The 26,695-nt window shown below is 44.8% G+C and carries 21 protein-coding genes; 7 read left to right on the forward strand and 14 right to left on the reverse strand.

Going from position 1 to position 26,695, the window contains the following annotated elements; all coding sequences use genetic code 11:
• The first annotated feature begins 133 nt into the window (after window positions 1–133).
• A complete protein-coding gene (locus AC1DFM_RS02105; protein WP_477075076.1) occupies window positions 134–1,780 on the forward strand; it encodes a UxaA family hydrolase in 1,647 nt (548 codons plus the stop codon).
• 105 nt (window positions 1,781–1,885) lie between these two features.
• On the opposite strand, the gene AC1DFM_RS02110 is transcribed toward AC1DFM_RS02105, so the two are convergent.
• The 5 genes from AC1DFM_RS02110 to AC1DFM_RS02130 are packed head-to-tail and all read right to left on the reverse strand — an operon-like array spanning window position 1,886 to window position 7,763.
• Complete coding sequence (locus tag AC1DFM_RS02110; protein WP_477075077.1) at window positions 1,886–3,175, reverse strand: MFS transporter; 1,290 nt, start codon at window positions 3,173–3,175, stop codon at window positions 1,886–1,888.
• 28 nt (window positions 3,176–3,203) lie between these two features.
• On the reverse strand, window positions 3,204–3,866 hold the full coding sequence (eda, locus tag AC1DFM_RS02115) for a bifunctional 4-hydroxy-2-oxoglutarate aldolase/2-dehydro-3-deoxy-phosphogluconate aldolase (RefSeq protein ID WP_477075078.1): 663 nt from the start codon (window positions 3,864–3,866) through the stop codon (window positions 3,204–3,206).
• Between the two features lies 1 nt (window position 3,867).
• On the reverse strand, window positions 3,868–4,866 hold the full coding sequence (locus AC1DFM_RS02120) for a PfkB family carbohydrate kinase (protein WP_477075079.1): 999 nt from the start codon (window positions 4,864–4,866) through the stop codon (window positions 3,868–3,870).
• Complete coding sequence (gene uxaC, locus AC1DFM_RS02125) at window positions 4,866–6,260, reverse strand: glucuronate isomerase (RefSeq protein WP_477075080.1); 1,395 nt, start codon at window positions 6,258–6,260, stop codon at window positions 4,866–4,868. Before uxaC ends, AC1DFM_RS02120 begins: the two co-directional genes overlap by 1 nt.
• A gap of 9 nt (window positions 6,261–6,269) precedes the next feature.
• Entirely contained in the window at window positions 6,270–7,763 is a 1,494-nt protein-coding gene (locus tag AC1DFM_RS02130; protein ID WP_477075081.1) for a tagaturonate reductase, read from the reverse strand.
• Window positions 7,764–7,972: 209 nt separating this feature from the next.
• Here AC1DFM_RS02130 and mnmA point away from each other — a divergent pair, with 209 nt between their 5' ends.
• On the forward strand, window positions 7,973–9,082 hold the full coding sequence (gene mnmA / locus AC1DFM_RS02135) for a tRNA 2-thiouridine(34) synthase MnmA (RefSeq protein ID WP_477075082.1): 1,110 nt from the start codon (window positions 7,973–7,975) through the stop codon (window positions 9,080–9,082).
• A gap of 57 nt (window positions 9,083–9,139) precedes the next feature.
• Here the strand turns inward: mnmA and AC1DFM_RS02140 are convergent, their stop codons facing one another.
• The 3 genes from AC1DFM_RS02140 to AC1DFM_RS02150 all read right to left on the reverse strand — a co-directional run bounded on the left by AC1DFM_RS02140 (window position 9,140) and on the right by AC1DFM_RS02150 (window position 13,542).
• Complete coding sequence (locus tag AC1DFM_RS02140) at window positions 9,140–11,113, reverse strand: hypothetical protein (protein ID WP_477075083.1); 1,974 nt, start codon at window positions 11,111–11,113, stop codon at window positions 9,140–9,142.
• 2 nt (window positions 11,114–11,115) lie between these two features.
• Window positions 11,116–12,294, reverse strand: a complete 1,179-nt coding sequence (locus AC1DFM_RS02145) for an ATP-binding protein (RefSeq protein WP_477075084.1) — start codon at window positions 12,292–12,294, stop codon at window positions 11,116–11,118.
• Between the two features lie 90 nt (window positions 12,295–12,384).
• Window positions 12,385–13,542 (reverse strand): RsmB/NOP family class I SAM-dependent RNA methyltransferase, encoded by a 1,158-nt coding sequence (locus tag AC1DFM_RS02150; protein ID WP_477075085.1) that lies wholly within the window; start codon window positions 13,540–13,542, stop codon window positions 12,385–12,387.
• A 96-nt stretch (window positions 13,543–13,638) separates the two neighbouring features.
• On the opposite strand from AC1DFM_RS02150, the gene AC1DFM_RS02155 reads away from it, so the two are divergent.
• Both AC1DFM_RS02155 and AC1DFM_RS02160 read left to right on the forward strand, forming a co-directional pair.
• Window positions 13,639–13,851 carry a hypothetical protein gene (locus AC1DFM_RS02155; protein WP_477075086.1) on the forward strand — a complete coding sequence of 71 codons (213 nt, stop codon included), beginning with the start codon at window positions 13,639–13,641 and terminating at the stop codon, window positions 13,849–13,851.
• Window positions 13,852–13,881: 30 nt separating this feature from the next.
• The gene (locus AC1DFM_RS02160; protein WP_477075087.1) at window positions 13,882–14,448 is read left to right on the forward strand and encodes a hypothetical protein; all 567 of its coding nucleotides are present in this window, start codon (window positions 13,882–13,884) and stop codon (window positions 14,446–14,448) included.
• Window positions 14,449–14,508: 60 nt separating this feature from the next.
• Here the strand turns inward: AC1DFM_RS02160 and odhB are convergent, their stop codons facing one another.
• Together odhB and AC1DFM_RS02170 are read right to left on the reverse strand one after the other, a co-directional pair.
• The gene (odhB, locus tag AC1DFM_RS02165; protein WP_477075088.1) at window positions 14,509–16,071 is read right to left on the reverse strand and encodes a 2-oxoglutarate dehydrogenase complex dihydrolipoyllysine-residue succinyltransferase; all 1,563 of its coding nucleotides are present in this window, start codon (window positions 16,069–16,071) and stop codon (window positions 14,509–14,511) included.
• Window positions 16,072–16,159: 88 nt separating this feature from the next.
• Window positions 16,160–18,916 (reverse strand): 2-oxoglutarate dehydrogenase E1 component, encoded by a 2,757-nt coding sequence (locus AC1DFM_RS02170; RefSeq protein ID WP_477075089.1) that lies wholly within the window; start codon window positions 18,914–18,916, stop codon window positions 16,160–16,162.
• A 241-nt stretch (window positions 18,917–19,157) separates the two neighbouring features.
• Here AC1DFM_RS02170 and rpsT point away from each other — a divergent pair, with 241 nt between their 5' ends.
• The 3 genes from rpsT (at window position 19,158) to AC1DFM_RS02185 (ending at window position 22,489) form a co-directional block, all read left to right on the forward strand.
• Complete coding sequence (rpsT, locus tag AC1DFM_RS02175; protein ID WP_477075090.1) at window positions 19,158–19,412, forward strand: 30S ribosomal protein S20; 255 nt, start codon at window positions 19,158–19,160, stop codon at window positions 19,410–19,412.
• Window positions 19,413–19,489: 77 nt separating this feature from the next.
• Window positions 19,490–21,214, forward strand: coding sequence for a M14 family metallopeptidase (locus AC1DFM_RS02180; protein ID WP_477075091.1), 1,725 nt, complete (start codon window positions 19,490–19,492; stop codon window positions 21,212–21,214).
• 246 nt (window positions 21,215–21,460) lie between these two features.
• Window positions 21,461–22,489, forward strand: coding sequence for a PDDEXK nuclease domain-containing protein (locus AC1DFM_RS02185; protein ID WP_477075092.1), 1,029 nt, complete (start codon window positions 21,461–21,463; stop codon window positions 22,487–22,489).
• A gap of 260 nt (window positions 22,490–22,749) precedes the next feature.
• Here the strand turns inward: AC1DFM_RS02185 and AC1DFM_RS02190 are convergent, their stop codons facing one another.
• From AC1DFM_RS02190 to AC1DFM_RS02205, 4 genes are all read right to left on the reverse strand, one after another.
• On the reverse strand, window positions 22,750–23,793 hold the full coding sequence (locus AC1DFM_RS02190; RefSeq protein ID WP_477075093.1) for a beta-ketoacyl synthase chain length factor: 1,044 nt from the start codon (window positions 23,791–23,793) through the stop codon (window positions 22,750–22,752).
• Window positions 23,783–24,997: a beta-ketoacyl-[acyl-carrier-protein] synthase family protein gene (locus AC1DFM_RS02195; protein ID WP_477075094.1), complete on the reverse strand. Its 1,215-nt coding sequence runs from the start codon at window positions 24,995–24,997 to the stop codon at window positions 23,783–23,785. Before AC1DFM_RS02195 ends, AC1DFM_RS02190 begins: the two co-directional genes overlap by 11 nt.
• Window positions 24,998–25,005: 8 nt before the next feature.
• Window positions 25,006–25,263: a phosphopantetheine-binding protein gene (locus tag AC1DFM_RS02200; protein WP_477075095.1), complete on the reverse strand. Its 258-nt coding sequence runs from the start codon at window positions 25,261–25,263 to the stop codon at window positions 25,006–25,008.
• Window positions 25,264–25,355: 92 nt separating this feature from the next.
• The gene (locus AC1DFM_RS02205; RefSeq protein ID WP_477075096.1) at window positions 25,356–26,648 is read right to left on the reverse strand and encodes an ABC transporter permease; all 1,293 of its coding nucleotides are present in this window, start codon (window positions 26,646–26,648) and stop codon (window positions 25,356–25,358) included.
• Window positions 26,649–26,695: the final 47 nt, after the last annotated feature.

Here is a 26,695-nt window from a genome sequence, read left to right on the forward strand (position 1 = left end):
TTAACATTTTATAACTCATTCCTAACATGCTACCATCCGAGTTTTCAGGGGGATTATCAAATAGTCAAAATGTTATCAAGGATTAATATTTTAGTATCATCGACCAGAGAGCATATTTATTACTTTAGCAGTCATGAACGCTTACTTACAAATACATCCTGACGATAACGTGCTGGTAGCCCTCCAAGATATGCCAGTAGGAACCGATATATCATTTAACGGCCATAACATTCAACTTCAGCAAAACATTTCTGCGAAACATAAATTCCTGATCACCGATGTCGGGGAAGGCGCAGCTATTACCATGTACGGCGTACTGGTAGGTAAAGCCAGCAAAAAAATTCTGCAAGGTGAAAGTCTTACGACCGAGAATGTAGTACATGATGCCAACGCATTTCATGAAAAAGACAGCTCCCTGGAATGGCAGGCGCCCGATGTGAGCAAATGGAAAGACCGCTCCTTCATGGGCTACCGTCGTAATGACGGACAGGTAGGTACCCGTAACTACTGGCTGGTAATTCCACTGGTATTCTGTGAAAACAGAAATGTGGGCGTTATCAAAACCGCCTTCGAAAAAGGACTCGGATTTGCACCCGCTGAAGTATACAATGAACAGGTGACTGACCTGGTATCGCTCTATAAAAGCGGTAACATGGAAGCCATTAAAAACTACGAAGCAGATGCTATAACGGATACGGCTAAACGTAACGTAATATTCCCTAATATAGATGGTATCAAATTCCTCACCCACGAAGGTGGCTGCGGCGGTACCCGCCAGGACTCCGACGCTTTATGCGCGCTGCTGGCCGGTTACATCCACCACTCCAACGTGGCTGGTGCTACCATCCTGAGCCTTGGCTGCCAACATGCACAGGTATCCATTCTGCAGGAATCATTAAAGAAACTCAATCCGGCTTTCAACAAACCGGTATTAGTATACGAACAACAAAAGAGCGCTTCCGAATTCGCGATGTTATCTGCCGCCATTAAAGATACTTTCCTGGCACTGGTAGAAGCGAACAAACAAACACGCGAACCCAGCCCACTCTCCAAACTGGTGATTGGACTCGAATGCGGCGGCTCCGATGGATTCTCCGGTATCTCTGCCAACCCGGCCGTAGGACATACGTCCGACCTCCTGGTAGCTTTAGGCGGTACTTCCATCCTCTCCGAATTTCCAGAACTCTGCGGCGTAGAACAGGAACTCATTAACCGCTGCCAGACAGAAGAAACCTCCGATAAATTCATCCGCATCATGCGTGCGTATGAAAACCAGGCACAATCTGTTGGCTCCGGATTTTATATGAACCCTTCTCCCGGAAATATCAAAGACGGCCTCGTTACCGATGCCATCAAATCCGCTGGTGCTGCGAAAAAAGGCGGTACCTCACCGGTAACAGATGTACTGGATTACACGGAATATGTGACCAAACCAGGACTGAACCTCTTGTGCACTCCGGGCAACGACGTAGAATCTACTTCTGCAGAAGTAGGTTCCGGCGCTAACGTAGTGCTGTTTACCACCGGACTGGGTACCCCTACAGGGAACCCCATTGCACCGGTTGTTAAACTGGCTACCAATACCAAACTGGCTACCCGCATGAAAGATATTATCGACATCAACACCGGTACTATCATCAGCGGCGAACATAGCATCGCGGACATGGGAGAAGAAATTCTCGAATACGTGATCAAAACCGCCAGCGGTGAAGTACATACCAAAGCGGAACAACTCAACCAGGATGATTTCATCCCATGGAAAAGAGGTGTGTCGCTGTAAGTGCAACACCACCTGCCATCGACTAATTTTTGATACTCATAAGAATAAAAACAAACGTCCGGACTTCTGCCCGGACGTTTTCTTTTTATATCTTACTAATAACTATTAATCTAATTGTACCTGTTCCATTTTAGGCGCAAACAAGTGCATCACACCCCACGCTACCAGGTAAGCCACTGCACAAATCGAGAACAGGATATTATAACCAACACCAATATTCCCGATCAATTTATAGTGGTTCAGCATGGTACCAATCACAATGGGAAATAAAGTACCTCCAATAGAACCCGCCATGCCACCAATACCTACCACTGAACTCACTGCACGCTTAGGGAACATATCAGACACCGTGGTAAAAATAGTAGCCGACCAGGCCTGATGCGCCGCTGTAGCCAAACTAATCAGCGCAATGGCTAACCATACATTGTTGGAATACTGTATGAATACAATTGGTAATACACATAACGCAAATACCAGCATAGACACTTTACGCGCTTTGAAAACCGGCCACCCGCTTTTGATCAGGTGAGAAGATAACCATCCTCCACCAATACTGCCAAAGCTACAAATGGAATAAATAATAATAATCGGTAAGCCCAGGCTGGATTTCATATTTATATGGAATATAGATTCCAGGTAACCCGGTAACCAGAAAAGGAAAAACCACCATACCGGATCTGTCAGCAATTTACCAAACACAAACGCCCAGGTTTGCCGGATACCTAACAGCTTCACCCATTTTACCTTCTTCGGCTGCGCTACCTCTACTTCCTGATCGGAATGTATATGATCAAACTCCGCTTTAGATACTTTCTTATGACGCGATGGCACTTCATACATCACCCACCAGAAAATCAACCAGATGAAACCAATGGCGCCCGTCCACACAAAAGCATTCCTCCAGCCATGATTATTAGCCAGCCAGTATACCATCAAAGGCCCCACTACTGCGGCAATATTAGACCCCGAATTAAAAATCCCTGTTGCCAATGCCCGCTCCTTCTTAGGAAACCACTCTGCCGTAGCTTTAATCGCCGCCGGGAAGTTCCCCGCCTCACTGATTCCCAAAATAGACCTTACCACGCCAAAACCCAGCGTTGAACGCACCAGGCCATGCGCCATCGCCGATATGCTCCATACTATTACAGAAACAGTATAACCCAGCTTAGATCCTATCTTATCTACCAATGCACCGAAAAACAACAAGCCCACCGCATAAGACGCGGAAAAGGCCATCACCAGATTGCTATAGTCTTTCTCTGACCAGCCAAATTCAGTGGATAAATCAGTTTTCAATAACCCCAGTATCTGCCGGTCTATGTAGTTAATCGTTGTGGCTACAAATAACAGCGCACATACCCGCCAGCGATACTTACCTAAAGTTGTGGAATTCATTCTAATTGGAATTTATAGAGAGCATAAGTTACTTCATCGCTTTGAGAAATGCAAACGTTTGCATTATTTTCTCTTTCAGGGATCGCCAGTCTTTACTGTCAATCAGGGCTTTAGATAATAAATTGGAACCCATTCCCACGCATACCACACCTGCATCAAACCAGCTATCCATGCTCACCTGCGTAGGTTCTACTCCACCCGTTGGCATAAATTTAATTTGTGGGAACAACGGCTTAATAGCTCTTACATAACCCGGCCCCAGCACATTACCCGGAAACAGTTTCACCAGCTGCGCACCATTTTTTTCTGCAACTGATACTTCTGTCGGCGTCATACAACCAGGAATCCAGCATATATTCTCCGACTTACAAAATGCAGCCGTCTCAGGATCAGTGACCGGACATACAATGAAATCAGCTCCCATACCGGCATACACCGCGGCATCTGCGGCGTTTTTAATGGTGCCAATACCCAGATACAAGTCAGGCATCGCCGCCAACTTCTTATCCCGCAGCATAGCGAAATTCTTACGCGCATTTTCTCCCCTGCTGGTAAATTCAAATACCCGTAATCCACCGTCGTAGCAAGCCTGCAGTACTTGCAAACACACTTCCGCATCATCGTGATAAAAAACAGGAATAATGCCGGTTTGCTCAAACGCAGCTATAATTACATCTGTACCTGGTGCCATATTAAATCAGTTTTTTTATGTCTTCAGCAGAAGTGGTGTTAAAATCCCCCTTCACAAAAAATTTGGAATAAGCAGCAGCTGCGGCATAAGAAATGATTCCCTGATCATCCAATCCCTGCAACTGTGCATGTATCAATCCGGCCATGAAACAATCGCCACTACCTACTCTGTCTACCACCTCATGGGTATCGTATTCACGCGAAATACTCACCTGTCCGGCATGATAATAAAATGCGTAATAACGATTGTGCGTAGGCGCATCACTGAAGCGGAACGTAAAGGCTACCCGCTTGCAACGGGAAAATCTGTTCGTGATCTCCGCCGCTACCTGCGCTGCCTGTTGCAGGTAAACCGCTTTGGTATTGGCTTCCAGCGCTACCGCATCCAACGCTGTATCCAACATGTTGTTGGACGCCCAGATATTTCCCATGATCACATCACAATATTGCACCAGCTCAGGCATCACGTCCACCGGCTTCTTTCCATACTGCCACAACTTACTGCGGTAGTTCAGATCCGTAGAAATGATCATTCCCTTACGCGTAGCGGCCTGCAATACTTCTTTGCACACTTCAACGGCATCCGGGTTCAGCGCTGGCGTAATAGCGCTCCAGTGAAACCATTCGGCATCTCCCAGCAATTCATCCCAGTTAACCGTGCCGGGTACAATCTGGCTAAACGACGACCAGGCGCGGTCGTACACTACTTCTGCATGCTTCAGGTCACTGCCCTGCGCCAGGTAATAAATACCAATACGCGCGCCACCCCATAATACACGGTCAGTGTGAATACCGCGGTGACTCAGCTGTTGCAGCACATCCCTGGACAATCCATTGTCAGGTACCTTGCTGATATAGGCTACGTCTGTTCCCCACTGGGCCAGCGCCGCAGCTACATTGGCTTCCGCGCCACCTACATAAATAGCGGCCGTGTTGTTCGCCAGCTCTGGCGACAGGCGCAATAATATTTCTCCGAACGTGATAACTTTTACCGGCTTCATTAAAATCCAAAATATGCTTTTGCGTTATAGTAACAAATGTCCTGTACCATTTTCCCCAACCAGGCAATATCATTTGGTAACTCGCCATTTTCTACATCCTTGCCGATCAGGTTGCACAAAATACGGCGAAAATATTCATGTCGGGAATAAGATAGAAAACTTCTAGAATCTGTTAACATACCTACAAAGCGACTCAGCAACCCCATGTTACTCAACGCATTTATCTGCTTTTCCATACCGTCCTTCTGATCCAGGAACCACCAGCCGGAGCCAAACTGCATTTTACCGGCCACAGTGCCGTCCTGGAAATTACCCACCATGGTAGCAAATACTTCATTGTAGGAAGGATTCAGGTTGTATACAATAGTTTTGGCCAGCTGATCCTGCTTATCCAGCGTATCAAAGAAAGCACTCATCGCTTCCGCCACGTTCCAGTCGCCGATAGAATCCACGCCCGCATCAGCCCCCAAACGCTGTAACAGCCGGGAATTATTGTTGCGGATAGCACCTACGTGAAACTGCTGCGCCCAGCCACGTTCGTGGTTCCAGCGACAAACGGCCAGCAGTACCGCTGTTTTAAACTGCGCATCTTCATGCGGTGTAGCAGCGGTACCATGACGGGCATTATTGAAAATCGTTTCCAGTTCCTTATCGGTAGCGGGCCTAAAATAAAAGGTGCTTAACCCGTGATCACTCAGGCGGCATCCCGCTTCATGGAAATAAGTGTGCCTGCTTTGTAAGGCCGACAACAGGTCGTCAAATCGTTGGATATCCTTGTTCACCACATCCGACAACTGCTGCACAAACAGCTGAAATGTGGCCGGTTTATCTACCGCCATGGCTCTGTCGGGCCGGAACGTAGGCAATACACGCGTACCGAACGGCTGATTGGCAATAGCCCGGTGATGCACCAGTGAATCCGTAGGATCATCCGTGGTGCACAGGGTGTCTACTTTATAATGTTGTAATAAGGTTTGGGTAGATAAACCAGGCAACTGGGCATTACAATCCTGGTATATTTTCTCCGCCGTTTTTTCATTCAGCAGGGTAGTAACGCCAAATGGATTTTTCAACTCCATATGCGACCAGTGATACAAGGGGTTCCGCATGGTATAAGGCGCCGTAGCAGCCCAGTGGCGGAATTTCGTATAGTCGTCCGTCGCCCCGGTGATAAATTCTTCCGCAACGCCATTAGCGCGCATAGCCCGCCACTTATAGTGATCCCCCTTCAGCCAGATGGCATACAGGTTTTCAAAAGTTTTATTATTCGCAATCTCATCTGGTGGCAGGTGATTGTGATAATCAATGACCGGCATAGAAGCGGCATAATCAAAATATAATCGTTTAGCCGTTTCCGTTTGCAGTAAGAAATCTTCAGATAAAAAGGTCTTCATGGTAAATGATTATTTTTTGAAACGCTGTGATGCTATATATGCTTTCACGCCATTACTTTTCAGGGCAGCTACCTCGTCGGCCACTTTAGCTGCAAAGCCTGGGATCGCAGTCAAATCTGTTTCCCACAAACGCAGATCGCTGCAAATGCCGGCCACCATTTCAGGTATGCTGGAATGCTGTTTCCACCATGCGGCAAAAATAGCGGCGTTATCATCGGTAATGACGTATTCTTCCCCTTCCCTGTTTCCGAAATACTTTCCGTTTTCCTCTCTTACCGGCTGCAGGAATACCAGCATGGCGGCAAAGCCTAAACAAAAATGTGGCGGCAACGCATTGAATTTCTCATAGTAACGTAGCAACGTACGCACGTTGCGGGCATTCATCTTGGAACTTTCCTGGAAGGTAATGCTGATCAGCTTATGCGCAATAAAGGGATTGGCGAAACGGTCCAGTACATCGGAAGCAAATGCAGTAGCGGTGGGACAGGTATCCACAATGGTAGGCAGTATTTCCTGTAATGCCACCGCACGGAAGAAATCACGCATGTATTCGTCCTGCATGGCTTCATATACGGTATTCAACCCCGACAGGAAAGCCAGCGGCACAGCAGCCGTATGGCTACCATTGAGTAAGCGTAGCTTCTGTTCACGGAACGGAGTGATATCAGGAACAATGAACATGTTTTCATCTCCCTTAAAAAAAGACAATACGCTACGAACATATTCATCTCCTTCTATGGCCCATAATAAATAAGGCTCTACTTCTATCCACAGTTGATCCGTATAACCGGCGGTAGTAGCTATTTCCGCCAGGTTGCGGGGCTTACCGGGTACAATACGGTCTACCAGTGAATTACAGAAATGGTTATCGGAATGAATCCAGTCTATAAACGCAGCGGGCATATTGTTATATGCAGCCAGTTGCAGTACAATATCTTTCAATAACCGGCCATTGTCTACCACCAGTTCTGTGGGTACAATTACAAAGCCGGTGTGCGCCTTGCCTTCAAAATAAGTATAACGTTCCCATAGCAGCGCCAACAGTTTACCCGGATAAGAAACAGGCGCATTTTCGCCTATTTTTTCCGCCATATACTGAATTCCTACTTCCGTAGTGTTGGAAATGATGGTTTGCAAAGCGGGCTGATGTACAACGTCTAAAATCTCCTGCCAATTTGCATTCGATTGCAAAACACGGCTAATAGCAGTGTTAATCAGCACGTTATCTACCAGTTCTCCCTGAGAAACCCCCTTAACATGGGTAGTAAACAGATTATCCTGGCTGGAAAATTCTGTTGTATCACCATCGGTAGATTTTACCACCACGATTCTTCCTTCATAAATACCCTGCCGGTTGGCGTTGTCTACCAGATAGTCGACTAACCCGCGTAAAAGCACGCCGGTACCAAATTGCAGGATCTTTTCCGGGAAGGTGAATGCTTTTTCATGAACGCCGGAATGGGGCTGCTTTAATATATACTCTTTATTTAATATAGGTAGCATTATGATAGTTTTATGCTAAAAGGTTGCTAAAACTAATAAATATATAATTCACAATTAAGAATTTATAGTTTTCGGGAAATAATCGCCAAAAGACGTGAAAATTATATCAATGATATAATCAGAATCAATTGGCTCATTGTCAGGATCAATAATGGGCAGATGGCGGTTGGCCGGATTTTAAGTAAATTTGCATCCTTAAACTTTTTCAAATGAGCAAGCATGGTAAAGTGCTGGTAGCCATGAGCGGTGGTATAGACAGTACTGTTACAGCGCTGATGTTGCATGAACAGGGGTATGAAGTGGTGGGTATCACCATGAAAACCTGGGATTATGCATCTGCGGGTTCCAGTAAAAAGGAAACCGGCTGCTGTAACCTCGATTCTTTTAACGATGCCCGCGCCGCCGCGGTGCATCATGGATTCCCGCACTTTGTGCTGGATATCCGCGATGAATTTGGTGATTTCGTTATAAATAATTTTGTTGATGAATACATTGCCGGACGCACACCTAATCCTTGTGTACTCTGCAATACCCATATAAAATGGCGCGCACTGATGAAACGTGCCGACGCCATGGACTGTGAATTCATTGCCACTGGTCACTACGGAAAAATCCGTCAGCATACCAACGGCCGTTACGTGATCAGCAAAGGACTCGACGACACCAAAGACCAGAGCTACGTACTCTGGGGCATTCAACAGGATGTATTATCACGCACCCTGCTGCCTTTAGGCCCTTACCGTAAAACTGAAATCCGCCAGATGGCCTTCGACTTCGGTTATCCGGAACTGGCTAAAAAAGCAGAGAGCTATGAAATTTGCTTCGTACCCGACAACGACTACCGCGGTTTTCTGAAGAGAAAAGTAGAAGGTTTGGAAGAAAGGGTCAACGGCGGCAATTTTGTGCTCGCAGATGGCACCATCGTAGGCAAACATAAGGGTTACCCCTTCTATACCGTTGGGCAGCGTAAAGGGCTCGATATTGCCCTTGGACGCCCCGTATTCGTCACAGAAATTATCCCGGAAACGAATACTGTCGTGCTTGGTAACGAAGACGAGCTGCAGAAAAGTGACATGATGGTCAGCGGTATCAACATGGGTAAATATGATACCATTCCGGAAGGCATGGAAGCCATCACCAAAATCCGCTACAAGGATAAAGGTGCACTCAGTAACCTGTACAACGAAAATGGCCAGGTAAAAGTGAGCTTCTATGAAAACGTTAAAGGAATTGCCCCTGGGCAGTCAGCTGTTTTCTATGAAGGCGATGATGTGGTGGGTGGTGGAATTATTCAACGCGCCATGCCGATAAGATTATAGATTAATTCATAAGATAGATAATAGATAAATGAAAGGGGTGGGAAGATGGAAGTCTTCTCACCCTTTTTTTGATAGCTCAAGATCGCGCTGAGCATCCTTTAATACTTTCCGCATATTGTTGATATATTCTATCATAGTTTTACTAAAGGTCAAACTATCTTCTGATTGTTTCTCCGATACTCCTGACCTGATATACTCGTCCAATTGCTTCCAAAAAACTTCCTGTAATTCGTCAAAATTAGCTACCTCAAGTATCTTTAATGCAACTTTATTATGGCCTATGGCAAATAACATAACAATTATAGAAATTAAAGTAGACGCCTCAAACTCACTTAATACTGTAGATGTAGACAATTGCATTAATAGAACATCAACCATCATCATTAATTCCGAAGATTGATTCTGCTTGTACTTTCCAAGAATTATATGCCTCACAAAAATTTCATGACTTTTCGCAAAAAACAAGGCAAAATATACGGATGGCGCGCTTAATGTATGATTTCCGTAGACCTGTCTATTCTTTTGAAAAAGGGCTTCAATCTCCTCAAAATTCTTTTGTAGAAATTCATAGAATCGATCTCTTTCCTCTATGTCCGCCATATTTCTTGAATTAGCAATCCTAATAAAGGTTGTGCTATCGTTCTCCTTTAATGTACTGAGTAGCAACTTGTAAAATTCAGGCTCCTTCAGGGTTACATTGGTACTTATATATTCAGGTGTATTTTCTTTTAGCAAAAATTTAGTTTCGGGAGTAATATTTGCAAAAAAAGTGTATGCTAACCCATATACATCCTGTGTATTTTTATCCAACAATCCCTTCTTTATTTTTTCTATATAGTTTTTTACCCGTTGCTCTATTTCGCCCTTATCACACCATGCCTCAAGGAACTTGACCAACCATATAACCCTATTCCTATTCTGCTTTCTACCGTACCTCATCAGGTACCAAATATTAAAAAATCGCTCCCGTAATAGATACAAATTATTTTTGGTATTCGTGGTACGTTTTTCAATTACTTGATTTTTCTCCAGCTGCCTTAACTGCGCAGATACCAGTTTACTATCCAGTCTTACCTGCTTAGATAATTCTTTTACTGGAATCGGCTCCCAATGCATCGCTACTATATCCACAATCTTCTGTTGCTGTGCTGGCAAATCATCCATTCTATGTTTGTACAATGGTGTTACTGCATCCAATACCCGCTCGAGATCACTGAGCGCGTTACCATGTTCATTGTCTACAAAAACATCAAACAACAACGCCATAGTTCTGGGAACACCACCTGATAAAGTTCGCAACGTAGTAATACGAGATGGTGACTCCTGAATGATACGCTCAATCTTTGCTTCTTCATGATGCACTAATGCTAGTTGACGCAGTAATTTTATGCTCTCTTCATCCGTCAGACCTTTTAACTGTATCACTTTAAAAAACTCAAAAAGCGGTTGCTGATAATCCAATACACTTTCCAATGTCACCGGTGAACCAGCCACCAAACGGAAATGAGGGATAGTCTGCAAAACTTCTCTTAGCCGATGGACTTCCAGTTGGCTGAATTTTGCCAGCAATTGCCCAATATTATCAACCAGTAAAATTATTTTTTTCTTATGTTGATCTAGGTGTTTAATCAACACTCTCAGGGCCGCTTCCTCATAGTTATCCTGCAGTACAAATGGTTCAATTTCTTCCGTAATTCCTTTAAATCCGTGATAATCCTCCAGGTACTCCGCTATTCTTTCCCATAGATTACCCAACTCCCCAATATTGTACTGCTCTTCACCGAACATAACAGGGATCAACCATTGGGATAATTTTACATCATCCTCTACTGCATATTTTATTCTTAGTAACAAGGTAGTTTTTCCCGCGCCACGCTGCCCTAGCAACAGATAATGTTGTTCTGGTGTTTTCATTTTGCCGGATACAATATCCGCCCACATCTCATCAAAGATCTTTGTGCGGATCACGAATTCGGCAATAAACTCATCTTTATTCTTTCTGTCGGGATTATATAGTAAAACGCTGCTCATAGCTAACAAATAAATGACTCCCACCATCGCTTCAGGATCGGTGAGTTAAAAAGGTAGATGCCTGATGCACTATGGTAATGGATATATCCATCGTACATCAGGTTTTCAATAATTTTCCTGTAATCTTCTTCCTGGTGATATTTTACGGCTAGTTCCAGGCTGTCCTTCTTAGTGAGCGTACCTTTCACTGCCAGTTCTTTCAACAAGCTATCCGCATATTTAAACGCATCATCTTTAAAATGTGTTCTCAAACGGGAATAGTAATGATCAAAGTGATTCTTATGCCTCAAACTTAACAATTCTTCAATTGCTTTTTCCACAATTTCTTTGTTCACCTCAGCACCATCCTCTGTGGCTTGAATAATTTCCTGTACTATCAACTGAATATGAAAAGGGATATACCATTGCAGGATCTCCATTAACGCTGTTTCGGCACTGGCATGTACGCTGCGGGATTTTGTAGCCAACAGTTTATTAAAAAGTTCCAACGCCTCCGCACCGGAAAGCGGCTCCACTTCTATGGATGCAAGGTCATTAATAGTAGCGGTGGCATTCAGGGAAGATACCGTTTGATTAAGGCCAATGGAACCTGTATAAATAAACCGGATATTTTTGGAGATCACAGGATCTATTCTCAGTTCCCGTTTACGCTGCAAAAAATGTACGGCTGCTTCCGCATCTTTCTTCCGGATGTTCTCAATGGTTTGTGGAAACTCATCAATCAACAGCACCAATTCAACATCCTCTACATGGGCATATCCTGTGAGGAAGTGCCGGAACTCTTCATAATAATCACGCACATCCGGTTCATGATTAAATTCTATTGCCGCCTGAAAAAGTTTAATGCTTTTAATCTGTTGAAAAAAACGATTGCCTTTGTCTTTCAAGCCTGCCTGTAATTTAACAGACCGGGAAATATCACTGTTGCTGACAATTCCCTCCAACAGTTTACGATAGAAATTAGACGCATCTTCCACACTCTCCGTATCCACGTACACATAATACCGGGCGGCAATGTTATTATCCAGTAGATACCATAAAATGGAGGTTTTTCCGACCCTGCGGGGAGCAGTGATCTGTATATTATTGCCGTTGTCCAGTGCCTGGGTTACTTTGGTTACCTCACGGCTACGCTGATAAAAATTGTCACCTCTGGCCGGAAGTCCGATAATGTTTTTCATGACAATAGAATTTTTGTCAAAATTATTGACAAAAATTCTATTGTCAAAATGTTTGACAATAATTTTATTGTCAAAACACTAACTAATTGATTACGACATCCTTACCGCAAACATCGTATCCGCGCCCTTATCATACCCCGCTATCACTCCACCTTCCTGTTGTCTCAAATCACTGATACTCTCAATATACCTCACCACCTCCTCATTCTCCTGCTTAAACACCGAGCAGGTAATGTAAATCAAACTACCTCCCTGCTTTAAAAACGGTACTACGTTATGGGCTATACGTTGCTGCAACCGCTGAAATTTGCCTATTTCTTCCGTTTTGAAGAAAGAAATGCTCTCCGGCGTGCGTCCCCAGGTACCGGAGCCACTGCAGGGTGCATCGAGAATAATACCATCAAACTGCTGATTACCCATCGAAGCAGGGAACTGCGGCGATGTCAGATCCGCTACCCGCGCTTCATAATTTTTCACGCCTGCTGCTGCAAAACGTTGCTGCAAATTTTCCAGGATAGAACGCCTGACGTCTGATACCAGCAATTGCACGCCTGGCTGCTGATCTTTCAACAGAATGGACTTGCCCCCACTGGCGGCACAACAATCCCACCAACGCTGCTGCTTCACTGGCTTGAACAATTCACCGGTTTGCTGACTGGAAGCATCCTGTACCTCATACCAGCTTTTCTCCGGTACAATCGTCTCTATTTTAGTTCCATTCGGCAACGCCACGGTGCTTTTATTCGCAAACACTTCATATACTACCGCTGCCTTATCCAACAGTTGCAATACTTTATCCAGCTTATTATTACGAACACGAATAAATAAACGTGGCTGTTTCAATATCGTATAGGCGTATGTGTTAGCATCAATCCCTGCCGATAAATCTTCTAAAAAAGGAAAAATATCAATAGGTGTTAATGCAGCAGATAGCAAGGCTGCTTTCTCTGCTAACGACTGTGTAATAACCGCATTCCATTGAGGTTTTACCGCCGCCAGAAAATCATTCGGGGCAGTTTCACACAGCAATGCACCTGCAATTACCCGTTCACTCACGGGCAGAGAGGCCCCCCAATGTCCTAAACGGAAATAATGATATACCAGTTGTGAAATCCAGCGCCGGTCGCGCCCACCCATGTAGGGATGCTCCTTAAAAAAGGATTTTAAAAAATGGTGCAATGGCAGGCTGCCCTGATAGGCGCCAATGATCTTTGTTGCTGATGCTAAGTAATTTTCCCAACGGGTCATACGCGAAGATACACCTAATCCTGATGCGACCACATTGCAGGCCGGTATTGTATCTTCAGCAGATTCGTTTCACTGATCCCTAAACTATTCCCTGTTATGAAAAAGATGTACTGTAGCCATGCGCTATCTATAGCGCTGTTTGCCCTGCTATTATTTTCCTGTAAGAAGATTCCGCCGCAATATGCGTGCAACACCCCGGTAAAAAAGATCACGGCTTATGATAGCAGCGGCACTGTCAACTATGTACGCGAATATACCTATGATCAGCAAGCCAAAGTAACGGCGGTAACAGAGTCCCGAACCGGCTGACATGGCCCGGAAACGATCACCATCGGCATTTTGTACAACCCCAACAACAGCATTCACCAGGTAGTGATCAACGGCAGCACTGCGGATTATAACTACACGAATGACACCCTGAGAAATATCAACTCCTTTCTTTTCAACACCCTGACCAATCCCATGTACTTCCTTTACAATACGCCTGCCCACGACCGGGTACCAAACGTTTTTGTAACACCACAGGGATTCAAAGCCATAGAAAGCAGCTACTTCCTGCATCCGGGTACTTCTTATGAGATAGATAGCCTGATAGAAGGGGTGTACGACAGAAGCCCCGACGAACACAGGTATCTCTATACAAAATCCAACCTGTTAAACCCCGAGTATAACTTTCTTACTGCCTCCCGCTTATATCACTATGCTAATTACGGCTTCCTGGCCTTACTCGCAGAACCAGCATCGGCGAACAAACAACTACCTGCTACTATAGATCACTGGAGAAACAGTCAGCATTTTCCCCTGGCTTATTTCAACTATGAAAAAGATAAATGCGGTCGCGTCACCAAAGCCTACAGAACAGAAAATGGCCAAAAGAAATTATGGAAGTTGTATGAATATTATTGATCCACAACAAAAAGGGCCGATACGATTAGTACCGGCCCTTCTCATTTATAAATGATAAGATTAGAGTTTCAGTAATGCCTTCAGCGGATCTTTACCGAACAACAATTGTTCAGGATTTTCCAGCATTTCCTTCACACGTACCAGGAAGCTAACTGACTCACGACCATCAATAATACGGTGATCATAGCTCAGCGCCAGGTACATCATCGGACGAATCACCACCTGACCATTCACCGCCATCGGACGATCCTGTATTTTGTGCATACCCAGGATAGCAGATTGTGGGATATTGATGATAGGTGTACTCATCAGGGAACCAAACACACCACCATTGGTGATCGTGAAGGTACCACCGGTCATTTCCGGCATAGTCAATTTGTTATCGCGGGCTTTGGTAGCCAGTTCTACAACTGCTTTTTCAATACCCGCCATATCCAGGCTTTCAGCATTGCGGATCACTGGTACTACCAGTCCTTTCGGAGCAGATACCGCGATGGAGATATCGCAGTAATCGTGGTACACCAGTTCTTCTCCATCGATGTAAGCGTTTACGGATGGGAATTCCTGTAATGCGAAGCAGCATGCTTTGGTGAAGAAGCTCATAAAGCCCAGGTTCACTTCGTGCTGTTTCTTGAATACCTCTTTGTATTTGGCACGCAGCGCCATGATTTCGGTCATGTCTACCTCGTTGAAGGTAGTGAGCATAGCCGTGGTATTTTTAGCTTCCACAAGGCGACGCGAAACTGTTTTACGCAGGTTGCTCATCTTTTCGCGGCGTTCCTGACGGGTAAACATTTCCTGGCCAATAGCTACGCCTGGGTTTTGCAGGGCAGCCATTACATCGTCTTTCATGATTTTACCATGAGCGCCGGAACCTTTGATGCTGGATGGATCTACGTGTTTGTCGGCAATCACTGCTGCTGCCACCGGAGATGCTTTCACATCATTTGGAATGCTGGTAACAGGTGCCTGCTGTGGCTGTGGTGCCGCTTTTTGCGCCTGCGCAGCTGGAGCCGCTGCTGGTGCAGCTTTACCTGCTGGTCTGCCTACGCTGGTATCTATTTTACAGGCAACATCGCCTATTTTTAAAGTATCGCCTTCTTTCGCTACAGTAATCAGTGCGCCTGCTTCTTCTGCATTCAGTTCAAAAGTAGCTTTCTCTGATTCCAGCTCACATACTACTTCATCACGCTCTACATAATCACCATTATTTTTGATCCACTTTACCAGTGTTACTTCACTGATAGACTCTCCTACTGTAGGCACTTTCATTTCAATGGTCCCCTTGTTCACCGCAGGTGCTGCTTCCGCCACCGGAGCGGCTTCTGCCACCGGAGCTGCCGGAGCTGCTGCGGGCGCAGCTGTACCAGCAGGTGCAGCTGCATCTGTATCGATGGAACAAGCTACATCACCAATTTTCAAAGTAGCGCCTTCCTGAGCTGCCGCAGCAATCTTCAGAACACCCGCTTTTTCTGCATTCAGTTCGAAGGTGGCCTTCTCTGACTCCATCTCACATAATACCTCGTCCTGCTGCACATAATCTCCATCTTTCTTCAACCACTTCGCAATTGTTACCTCGCTAATAGATTCTCCTACCGTAGGGACTTTGATTTCGATAACCATATTTAATCAGTTGATGGTGATACCCGGTTAGCTTTTAGCTGTTAGCTTAACGCAAATCCTGGTTATACTGTTTATACTTTTATTTTTTTTAGATGTTAAAAGCCGTATCAATAATCTGTTGCTGCTCACGTGCATGCACTTTCGCATAACCGGTAGCGGTAGACGCACTCGGATTGCGACTGATAACTCCATAATTGATCTGCTTCAGGTTCATTTGCAGGTATGCTGCAGCACCCATATTCAATGGCTCTTCCTGTACCCAGAAGAAGGTAGCGCCTTTATACTTCTGCGCAATCGCTTCCAGCTGTTTAACCGGCAGCGGATACAGTTGTTCCAGACGAACAATGGCTACATCCTTGCGGTCATCTTTACCTTGCTTGTCGCTCAGGTCAAAGTACATTTTACCGGAACACAGCAACACCTTCTTCACTACTGCGGCATCATCGATAAACGGATCATCCAGCACTTCCTTGAAACCACCCTGAGTAAATTCTTCCGTAGCAGAATAAGCGCCCACGTGACGCAGATTCGCTTTTGGTGAGAAGTTAATCAGCGGCTTACGGAACTGCCAGGTCAACTGACGACGTAACGCATGGAAGAAGTTAGCAGCAGTGGTAATGTTGGTGATCACCATATTTTCCTCTGCACACTGTTGCAAGAAACGCTCCGGACGGGCATTGGAGTGATCTGGTCCACCACCTTCATAACCATGAGGCAATAACATTACCAGGCCATTCTGCGTAGTCCATTTCTGTTCAGCGCTGCTGATGTACTGGTCAATCACTGTTTGTGCACCATTCACGAAGTCGCCATATTGCGCTTCCCACAGTACGAGGCTATTGGGATTGGCCATGGCATAACCATATTCAAAGCCCAATACACCATATTCACTCAGTAAAGAGTTATAAATTCTGAATTTACCTTGTTTTTCCTGGAGATGACTGAGGCGGTTGTAAGTTTCGTTGGTATTTTCATCAAACAATACCGCGTGACGGTGAGAGAAAGTACCACGTTTTACGTCTTCTCCACTCATTCTAACATCCTTACCTTCAATCAGGAGGCTGGCGTATGCCAGGAGCTCACCAGTGGCCCAGTCAACCTTACCTTCTTCCTGATATAATTTGATCTTGTCCTGCAGCAATTTGCTCACTTTACGCAGGGGAACAAAGTTCTCCGGCCACTTCATCAGGGCATCGAACAGACGTTTGAAGTCGTCTTCCTTAATAGCGGTCACCGGAGAAGCGTCGAAGTCCTGCAGTGTAGATTTACGCAGGGCTTGCCACCATTCTTCCGGCTTCTGGTTAGCATAAGGCAGCGGATGCTGTTTTACTTCATCCAGGCGAGCCTGTAAATCATCCCAGAAACTTTTTTCCATTTCCTTGGCTAAAGCAGCGGCATCAGATTCGCCGTTGTTCAGCAGGAACTGGGTATATACTTCACGCGGATTAGCGTGTTTATCAATCAGTGCATATAAACTAGGCTGGGTGAACTTAGGCTCATCACCCTCGTTGTGGCCATGTTTACGGTAGCAAACCATATCAATGAATACGTCTTCATTGAATTCCTGCCGGTAACGGGCAGCCAGCTGGGATACTTTCACTACTGCTTCTGCATCATCACCATTTACGTGGAATACCGGCGCCTGTACAATAGAAGCTACGCTGGTGCAGTAGTCTGAAGAGCGTGCGTCATCGAAGTCGGTGGTAAATCCAATCTGGTTGTTGATCACAAAGTGAATGGTACCACCTACGTAGTAACCTTTCAGTTTGCTCATTTGCTCTACTTCATACACGATACCCTGACCGGCAACGGCGGCATCACCATGAATGAGTATAGGCAATATTTTATCATAATCGCTATCGTAAATCACATCTGCTTTACTACGTGCAAAACCTACTACAATAGGATCTACCACTTCCAGGTGGGAAGGGTTAGGCATCAATTGCAGATTTACTGGTTTGCCGGAAGGGGTGGTTACCTGGGAACGGAAACCGAGATGGTATTTCACGTCACCACTACCCATTGTCATATCTGGTACGGCCAGGCCTTCAAATTCGTTGAAGATCTGTTCGTAAGTTTTACCCAGAATATTCGCCAGCACGTTCAAACGGCCACGGTGCGCCATACCAATCACAGATTCCTGTACGCCGTATTCAGCGGCTACATCAATGATGGCATCCAGTGCAGGAATAGTGGATTCACCACCTTCCAGACCAAAACGCTTTTGTCCGATATATTTGGTGTGGAGGAATTTTTCGAAAATAACGCCCTGGTTCAGTTTCTGCAAAATGCGACGACGCTGTTCCAATGACAAAGGCTGTGACATCACCTTCTCAAACTCTCTTTCCATCCACTTCGCCTTATCCCGGTCGTTGATGTACGTGTATTGTAATCCTACTGAACTTGCATAGATTTTATTCAGGTAGGCAACAATTTTTTCGAGGGAAGCTTTACCTACACCGATGGTGGTTCCGGCAAAGAATTCTGTTTTGAGATCAGCGTCCCCTAATCCAAAGCTGGCCAGATCGAGATTGGCTTTCCTGTCTTTTCTTTCACGGATGGGGTTGGTTTTGGCAATTAGGTGGCCTTTTTTACGATACGCCTGTATCAGACGGTATACGCCCAGTTCTTTTGCCAACTGGTCGTCGCTCACAGGCAACGAAGTGCTGCCTCCTGCTACTGGCGCTGATGCCGCTTTACCGTTTACATTGGATACTGCAAAATCAAATCCTTCGAAAAATTTTACCCAATCCGGGTCTACAGAGTTGGGATCTTTGCGGAAATCCTGATATAACGATTCTATGTAAGCAGGATGTGAGTTGGTGACGAATGAGAAGTCCTTCATTTACAACGAGTTTTGCTGATCTTCAGTTCAAATACTTTTCTGTTGGTCCCAATATATTAATATATGGGATTGCAAATATCGCTCGTTTTTCGATACGCCGGGTGGAAAAAATCAGAAAAAATCAAGTGATTATCTGTGATAAAAGGAGCTTATATTTGCCCTTTGACGGAAAAACTACATTTAGTTTGTTTTCTATTTGGTAAATAGTTACCTTTGCCGTCCGAAACTTGAAATTTGAAAAATGGCAAACCATAAAGCAACGAAAAAAGACGTACGTCAAAGCAGAAAGCGCAACGAGCGTAACCGTTACTACGGTAAAACTACTCGTAACGCCATCCGTGACCTGAAAGCACTGACTGACAAAGCAGCAGCGGAGAAAGATTTAACTGAGGTAGCTTCTATGCTGGACAAACTTGCTAAACGTAACGTTATTCACAAGAACAAAGCAGCAAATCTGAAAAGCAAGCTGGCTAAGCGCGTTTTAGCGATGGCTTAATTGTTTCAGTAACAATATTTATAGCTCTTCCTCCCAAAGGAAGGGCTTTTTGTTTTTCCATTTACTACTATCGTATAATGAAAAAAATAATTATCCTCCTCGCCGCCCTCCTCCCATTACGATCTTATGCACAGGACCTGACCACCCGATACGAGAAAAGCGCCGGCCAGGAAACCGCTACCTACCCGGAAGTGATCCAATATTACCAACTACTCGCCAAACGCTTCCCGCAAATTCACCTGCAAACCATCGGCACCACCGATGCCGGCTTCCCCCTCCACCTGGTCACCTACTCCCCGCAAAAGGATTTCGACTTTAAAAGCCTGCATAAAAAGAATAAACGCATTATCCTCATCAACAACGGCATCCATCCCGGTGAACCCGACGGAATAGACGCCAGCATGATGCTCCTCCGCGATATCGCCCTGGGGAAAGTAAAACTCCCCGATAATATCATTCTGGCCGTCATCCCGGTATATAATATCGGTGGCATGCTCAACCGCTCCCCCTGGTACCGGGTTGACCAAAACGGTCCCGACGCCTTCGGCTCCCGCGGCAACGCCCAAAACCTGGACCTGAACCGCGACTTCATCAAAGCCGATTCAAAGAACGCTTTAGCGTTCCAGCAAATCTATCACCTCACCGATCCGGACGTATTTGTGGATAACCATGTGAGCAATGGCGCCGACTACCAGCACATCATGACACTGCTCACCACCCAGCACAATAAGCTCGGTGGCGCTATGGGCGAATTCATGAACAAAACATTTGAACCCGGACTATATGCCCTGATGAAAACAAAGGGCTACGACCTCGTTCCCTATGTAAATCACTTCGGCGAAACACCCGACAGCGGATGGGTGGAATTTGCAGACCTCCCCCGCTACTCCACCGGCTACACTACTCTGTTTCATACCTTCGGATTTGTACCGGAAACACATATGCTGAAGCCTTACCCCGCCCGTGTTAAAGCTACTTATGCCTTGATGGAATGCTTCATCCGGTTTACTTCCACGCACAGCGAAACCATCAAACAGCTGCGGGAACAAGCCAGGCAAACAGCGATCACACAAAAAACATTTCCATTATCATGGCGGGCAGATATGAGTACCTACAGCCTCATCACCTTCCGCGGGTTTGAATCAGGACATAAGCCCAGCGCCATTTCCGGACTACCCCGTTTATACTACGATCGTAATAAACCATACACCCGGCAGGTAAAATTCTACAACACTGCCACGGAAGAAAATTTTGTAGAGAAGCCTCGCGCCTATATCGTACCACAGGGCTGGTGGAGCGTTATCCATCTCCTGAAAAATAATAATGTACAACTACAACCACTATCACGTGATACCACTGTGTATGTAGAAGTATACCACATAGCAGATTTTCAAACCTATCCCAAACCGTTTGAAAAACACTACCTGCACACCAACATTAAAGTCAGCAGCAGCATGGATTCCATCCATTTCCGCAAAGGTGATTATTACATCCCGATGAATCAAACGGCCAACCGCTTTTTGATGGAAACACTGGAACCTACCGCTGGTGATTCCTATTTCGCCTGGAACTTTTTTGATGCCATACTCGGACAAAAAGAAGGTTATTCTCCTTATGTTTTTGAAGATACCGGTGCTGCTTATTTACAACAACATCCGGAGTTACAGGAAGCATTGAATAAGAAAAAATCCGCTGATACAGCGTTTGCAAATAATGCCGATGCACAACTGAGTTTTATTTATAAAAACTCACCTTATGCAGAACCGGAATACTTACGTTATCCGGTGTATAGAGTGAAATAATTTTGGAAGATGATGAAGGCGGAGATATAAGCGGTGCTTCTATCTCCGCCTTTTTTATTCTTACTATGCCGGTAATATGAATGACAATGAACAGATCATTTTGTCAATGAACAAAATGCACAAGCTTAAATTGTTTGGCCTCCTTACATTTGTGTCCGTTTATACGTTTGCTAACCATTTTCAAACAGGTGATATAAACGAATTTCTCTCACTAAGTTTAACCAAAACGATTATCAACTTAACGCAATGGACACAACCCTTTCATACAAGCAATTCATCAAGGATATCAAGCAAAATATCATACGAAGCCGGTATCACGCAATGAGATTGGCCAATCAGGAGCAATTGAAATTATATTTCAAATTAGGGCAAATGCTTTCTGAGAAAATACATGCTGAGAATTGGGGAGCAAAAATAATAGAGCAAATCTCACAAGATCTCCAACGCGAAATGCCCGGCCTTAGGGGTTTTTCACATACCAACTTGAAAAAGATGCGCCAATTTCACGATGCGTACAGTACTCCTGTAATTACGCCGTCGCTGACGGCGCAATTACAGGAAACCTTTTATAGCATTAGTTTTACGCATCATATTGTCATCCTGGAAAAATGCAAACAAGAGGATGAACGGCTCTTCTACATATCTCAAACAGCAGAACAATTCTGGTCAAAAAGAGAATTAGCATATCACATTAGCGCTAATCTTTTCAAACACCAGGGCAATATGCCCAACAATTTCAACACAACCCTTTCCGAAAATATTAAGTCAAAAGCACTCGAAGTATTCAAGGATGAATACCTGCTGGACTTTGTTAATATTGATGATGACGATGATGAAGGCATACTTGAGAGTGAAATCGTGAACAATATTAAAAAGTTCATAATGAGTATGGGGAAAGGCTATTCTTTTATTGGCAATCAATACAAATTAACCGTAAACGACAGTGAGTTTTTTGTAGATCTCCTCTTCTACAACCGTTACCTGCAATGCCTTGTAGCGATTGAACTAAAACGGAAAGATTTTAAACCAGCGTTTGCAGGTCAACTTAACTTCTATCTGAATGTATTAGATGATAAGATAAAACTACCACACGAGCATCCGAGTATTGGCATTGTACTCTGTAAATCAAAAGATAATACCGTAGTAGATTATGCTATTAAATCTATCGATAAAGCGATGAGCGTGGGTACCTATAAACATTTTAGCGATGCACCTGATGACATGAAAGAATTTTTACCAGATGCGGCAACACTATCAAAAATGTTATCAGAATGAACAAACAGATAATGCTATCCCACCCAATCGTCAAGTTTAATAAAAACAGGGCTTCAAACAATTTCAATCAAATTGGCCCGTCACTGACGGGCCAATTTGATTGAAATTGTTTCATAAGACAATTTAGCCCGCCAGTGGCGGGCTAATTATAAAAATCTGAAAATCAATAACATAGAATTCATCAGTCAGTGACTGATGAATTCACAATATCTGATAATTAAGTAAAATTGATCTTTGAGGAGAACCAGGAAAGTATAACACTAAACCCTCTCCAACAGCAACATCACATGCTGTTCCCCATAAAAGTGGTTGTAGAATAAAATAGAATTAACAGGCGTAGTTAACGGCTGTTGCTGTGGAAACCACTGCTCAGATATTTGTTGTGTTTTAATTATTTGTGCCGCCAACCACAATCCAAAAGCACTGGCTGTATCATATTCCCCACATAAATGCTTAAAGCATAATTGTGGAATCCCCGGATAACAGCTATCCAACTCTTTATAAAAATGCTCGTAATTACTATCGCCATTACGTCCGGTAACAATCAGATCAGGCTGGGCGCTCATTGTTTTCAACGCCGCGTTGAGCTTATCCTGCGTTGGTTTATACAACATACGGAAGCCAGAAATAGCGGCATAGCTATGCGCTGATGGCGTGCCGGTAAGTGTAAAAAAAGTAGCGCCTTCTCCTGCAATAGAGCCGGGAGATAAGTGCTCACATAAATCAGCACTGTTAATGGATTCATTTTTCCAGAAACCAATGCGACTCTTAATATAAAAATGCTCCGCAGTAATTTCTTCGAAAGCGCCGGTCAGCGTGTGAGGCTCACCTTCCTGTATCAGCATGATACTATCCAGCAAAGCATTTTCGAACGAGAAACCACGATGAACGAACGTATTATTGTAGGCAGTACATTTCTGTTGCAGGGCAATAAGACCATTAACAGAATTGTAGGTAGATTGAATAAACGGAGTAGGATTCAACGCCGTTTCTTTATACTCTACTATTTCCTTGATGAACTTTTCAGTATCCTGCAAGCTCCCTTTACCGGTACCGGTAATAATAGGGCCTGGTGTATCCAGACCGCTGTCGGCTGTACATTTGAGCGCGGCAGTCAGGCCCATTTTGAGCACGCGTGACATACGGCGCAAACTGTTGCCGGGAATAAATGGTTTATAATCGGGTTCAATACAGGCAAGCAGGTTACTATCTGTATGTACCAGTGGCGTTGAAAAAATATCCCCATCAAAAGTTGGCTGCGGGGAGATAGCCGCCATTCCTTGTATGTAACAGTTAACCTTCATATTTGCTGATCACCAGGGATGCATTGTTGCCCCCAAAACCGAATGAATTTGAAATAACATGATTTACGGGATAGTCTGCTATCAGCTCGGTTACCGGACTGATGTTCAGTTCCTCCATTCTTTCAGAGAAATGAAGGTTAGGAAAGATAAGCCCGTGTTGTATTGCCAGGGTCGCATAGATCGCTTCTATAGCGCCTGCTGCTGCCAGTGTGTGTCCTGTAAATGACTTTGTAGAACTGAATAAAGGCACCTTATCTCCAAAGAGGCGTTCCAGTGCTTTGCCTTCAGAAACATCGTTGTTCAGGGTCGCAGTACCGTGTACGTTGACGTAAGATACTTCTTCCAAAGATCTTCCACTCATGGCCAACGCTGCTTTCATGGCTTCGTAAGCGCCATCTCCATCCGGTGATGGAGAGGTAGGGTGGAAAGCTTCGTTGGTATTACAATAACCGCTTAGTTCCGCCAGAATACGGCTACCGTTGGCCTTTGCAAAGGATTCACTTTCCAGTACGAGATAAGCCGCTCCTTCACCCAGATTCAGGCCGGTACGCTGCTGATCAAAAGGACGGCAAAACTGCTTATCCACATTTTTCAGCGAGTTAAATCCGTTCAGTGTAAAACGGGTCAACGCTTCCGTACCACCACATACGACTCTCGGCAACATGCCCTGCTTAATCATGCGTGCACCAAACATCAGCGCATTGGCAGAAGAGGAACAGGCAGTACTGATGGTAGCAATATGCTCATTGAATCCAATAATGTCGGCTATACGTTGTGTACAGTCTGCGCAATCCAGGGTATCGATATATTGCAAAAAAGATCCTGTTTTTTCAGGGTCTATAATATCAAAGTATAACTTCTCCGTATCGCACATACCGCCCACCGTACTGGCATTGATAAAACCAGTAGGAACCGATTGTACATCTGCGATACCGGCATCTTTCAACGCCTCCCGCATAGCTGTCAGTCCCAGTAAAGTAGTACGTGTAAACCCCTCCTTTTCCGGAATGCCGGCCAATGCAAACAATGATTCGCTGGGATGCTTTACTTCTGCTACCGGCAACACGTTTTTGTGAATCGTATCAACGTATTGACTATAGCCCAGCCCACTCTGCTGTGCCTTCAGGTTACGCAAATTTCCGGCTACCGTATCACCAATAGCGGTGATCATTCCTATCCCTGTTATAAACACTCTATCTGCCATGCAGCCACTTATGCCGGTTGTTTTGATTGGATAAATTCTGCCATAGACTGAACAGACTGTAAGATCTTACGACCTTCACGCGGATCTTCTACTTTGATATGATATTGTCTTTCCAGCAACACCATCAGCTCCAGGGAGTCAATACTATCGAGTCCCAACCCATCGCCGAATAATGCTGCGTTGTCATCAATATCTTCCGGTTTAGTATCCTGAAGATTCAACGCTTCAATAATTTGCTCTTTCAGTTTCTTTTTTAATTCTTCCATAATGTTGTAGGTTTATCACCTGTTGTTCACAACAGGCGAACGCCCTTGTGGGGGGTAAAAATACAGTTTTACTATTGTTTTGAAAACATTTCTCAGTTCATTCTTCTTTTTTCTACCCACCCGGCTATGGCCAGCATAGCCAATCCTGTGAGTATTAATCTCAATACATTCTTCCACACATACTCAATATCGCCATTGCGCAGGTAGATGTCGTTGATAGCATCCAGCCCCCAGCTGAGTGGCGATAAATGTCCCAGCGCCCGCATATTGGCCGGCATCACCTCCAATGGTATCCAAATCCCACCAATAGCCGACAATATCACAATCGAAATAGCACCGAAATTCAATGCCTGATTGGGTGTTTTAAAGATCGTGCCAATCAGGATACCGTATGCGGTAGCAGCGAGCCCTATTCCTGAAGCCACCAGTACAGTAGCTCCGTGATGTTGACCCATCACCAGTTTCGGTAAGTCAAGATGCGGCAGCAAATAAATTCCCACCAACATCATGGCGTAAAACTGTAGCACACAAATACCTACAAAAAACAACATCTTCCCTGCCAGAATAGCCAGGTAAGACCCGGGTATCAGCTTCATTCTCAACAAACTACCATCTTCCCGCTCCCGGATCATATTACCAGCAATAGGAATCACGATAAAAAACATCGCAAATATGCTCCAGGCCGGTACGTTGTGCTGTACAGAGTTAGAAATCACATCCAGCTGCTTAGCCGTACCGGTACTTAATTCCTTCAATCCAACAGCCTGCAACCGGATGGGCAGGGTATCTGTTTCTGCTGCGGTAGAATCCTTGCTGCGTAACTGATGTTTGATCCGGTCCAGCAACATATCTGTTTCCACCTGTGTCAGAAAGTTATCCAACGCCTGATGAATAGCGCCTTTAAAAGCTTTCTTGGCAGCAGGATCGAAGTAAATAGTCACATTCAGTGAATCCGCTCCTTTCTTCACTGGTAAGGATACCGACATGCCCATACGTTGCGAGATGTCGTTAACGATACGGTTTGCATTGCTTACAATCGCTGCGGTAGCACCCGCCGGCACAATGATGCTGATTTTATATTTTCCTTCATTCACCAGCGCTTTTGCCCGCTCTGCCGTGACCGGCTGGCCATCCAGCGAATCAATGATGTTAAATTGTCCGCCTGACTCCAACCCTTCCCGCACATAACGACCTAAGCGTCCATGATCATTATCGACCGTTAATATATCAAACTTAATATCCTGGTAATCCTTAAATGGGGCGTCCTGGATCAGGGCCATCACTGTAATCAATACTACCGGCATCACAAACAGGAGTATTAATCCTGTTTTATCACGTAACAGCAGTTGCCATTCTTTCCTTATTGTTGCCAGTAATCTTAGCATAGCCTATAGCTCTTAGCGGATCGCATTTAGTATTCGTTCAATTATTC

The organism is Chitinophaga sp. 05T412, assembly GCF_056396465.1.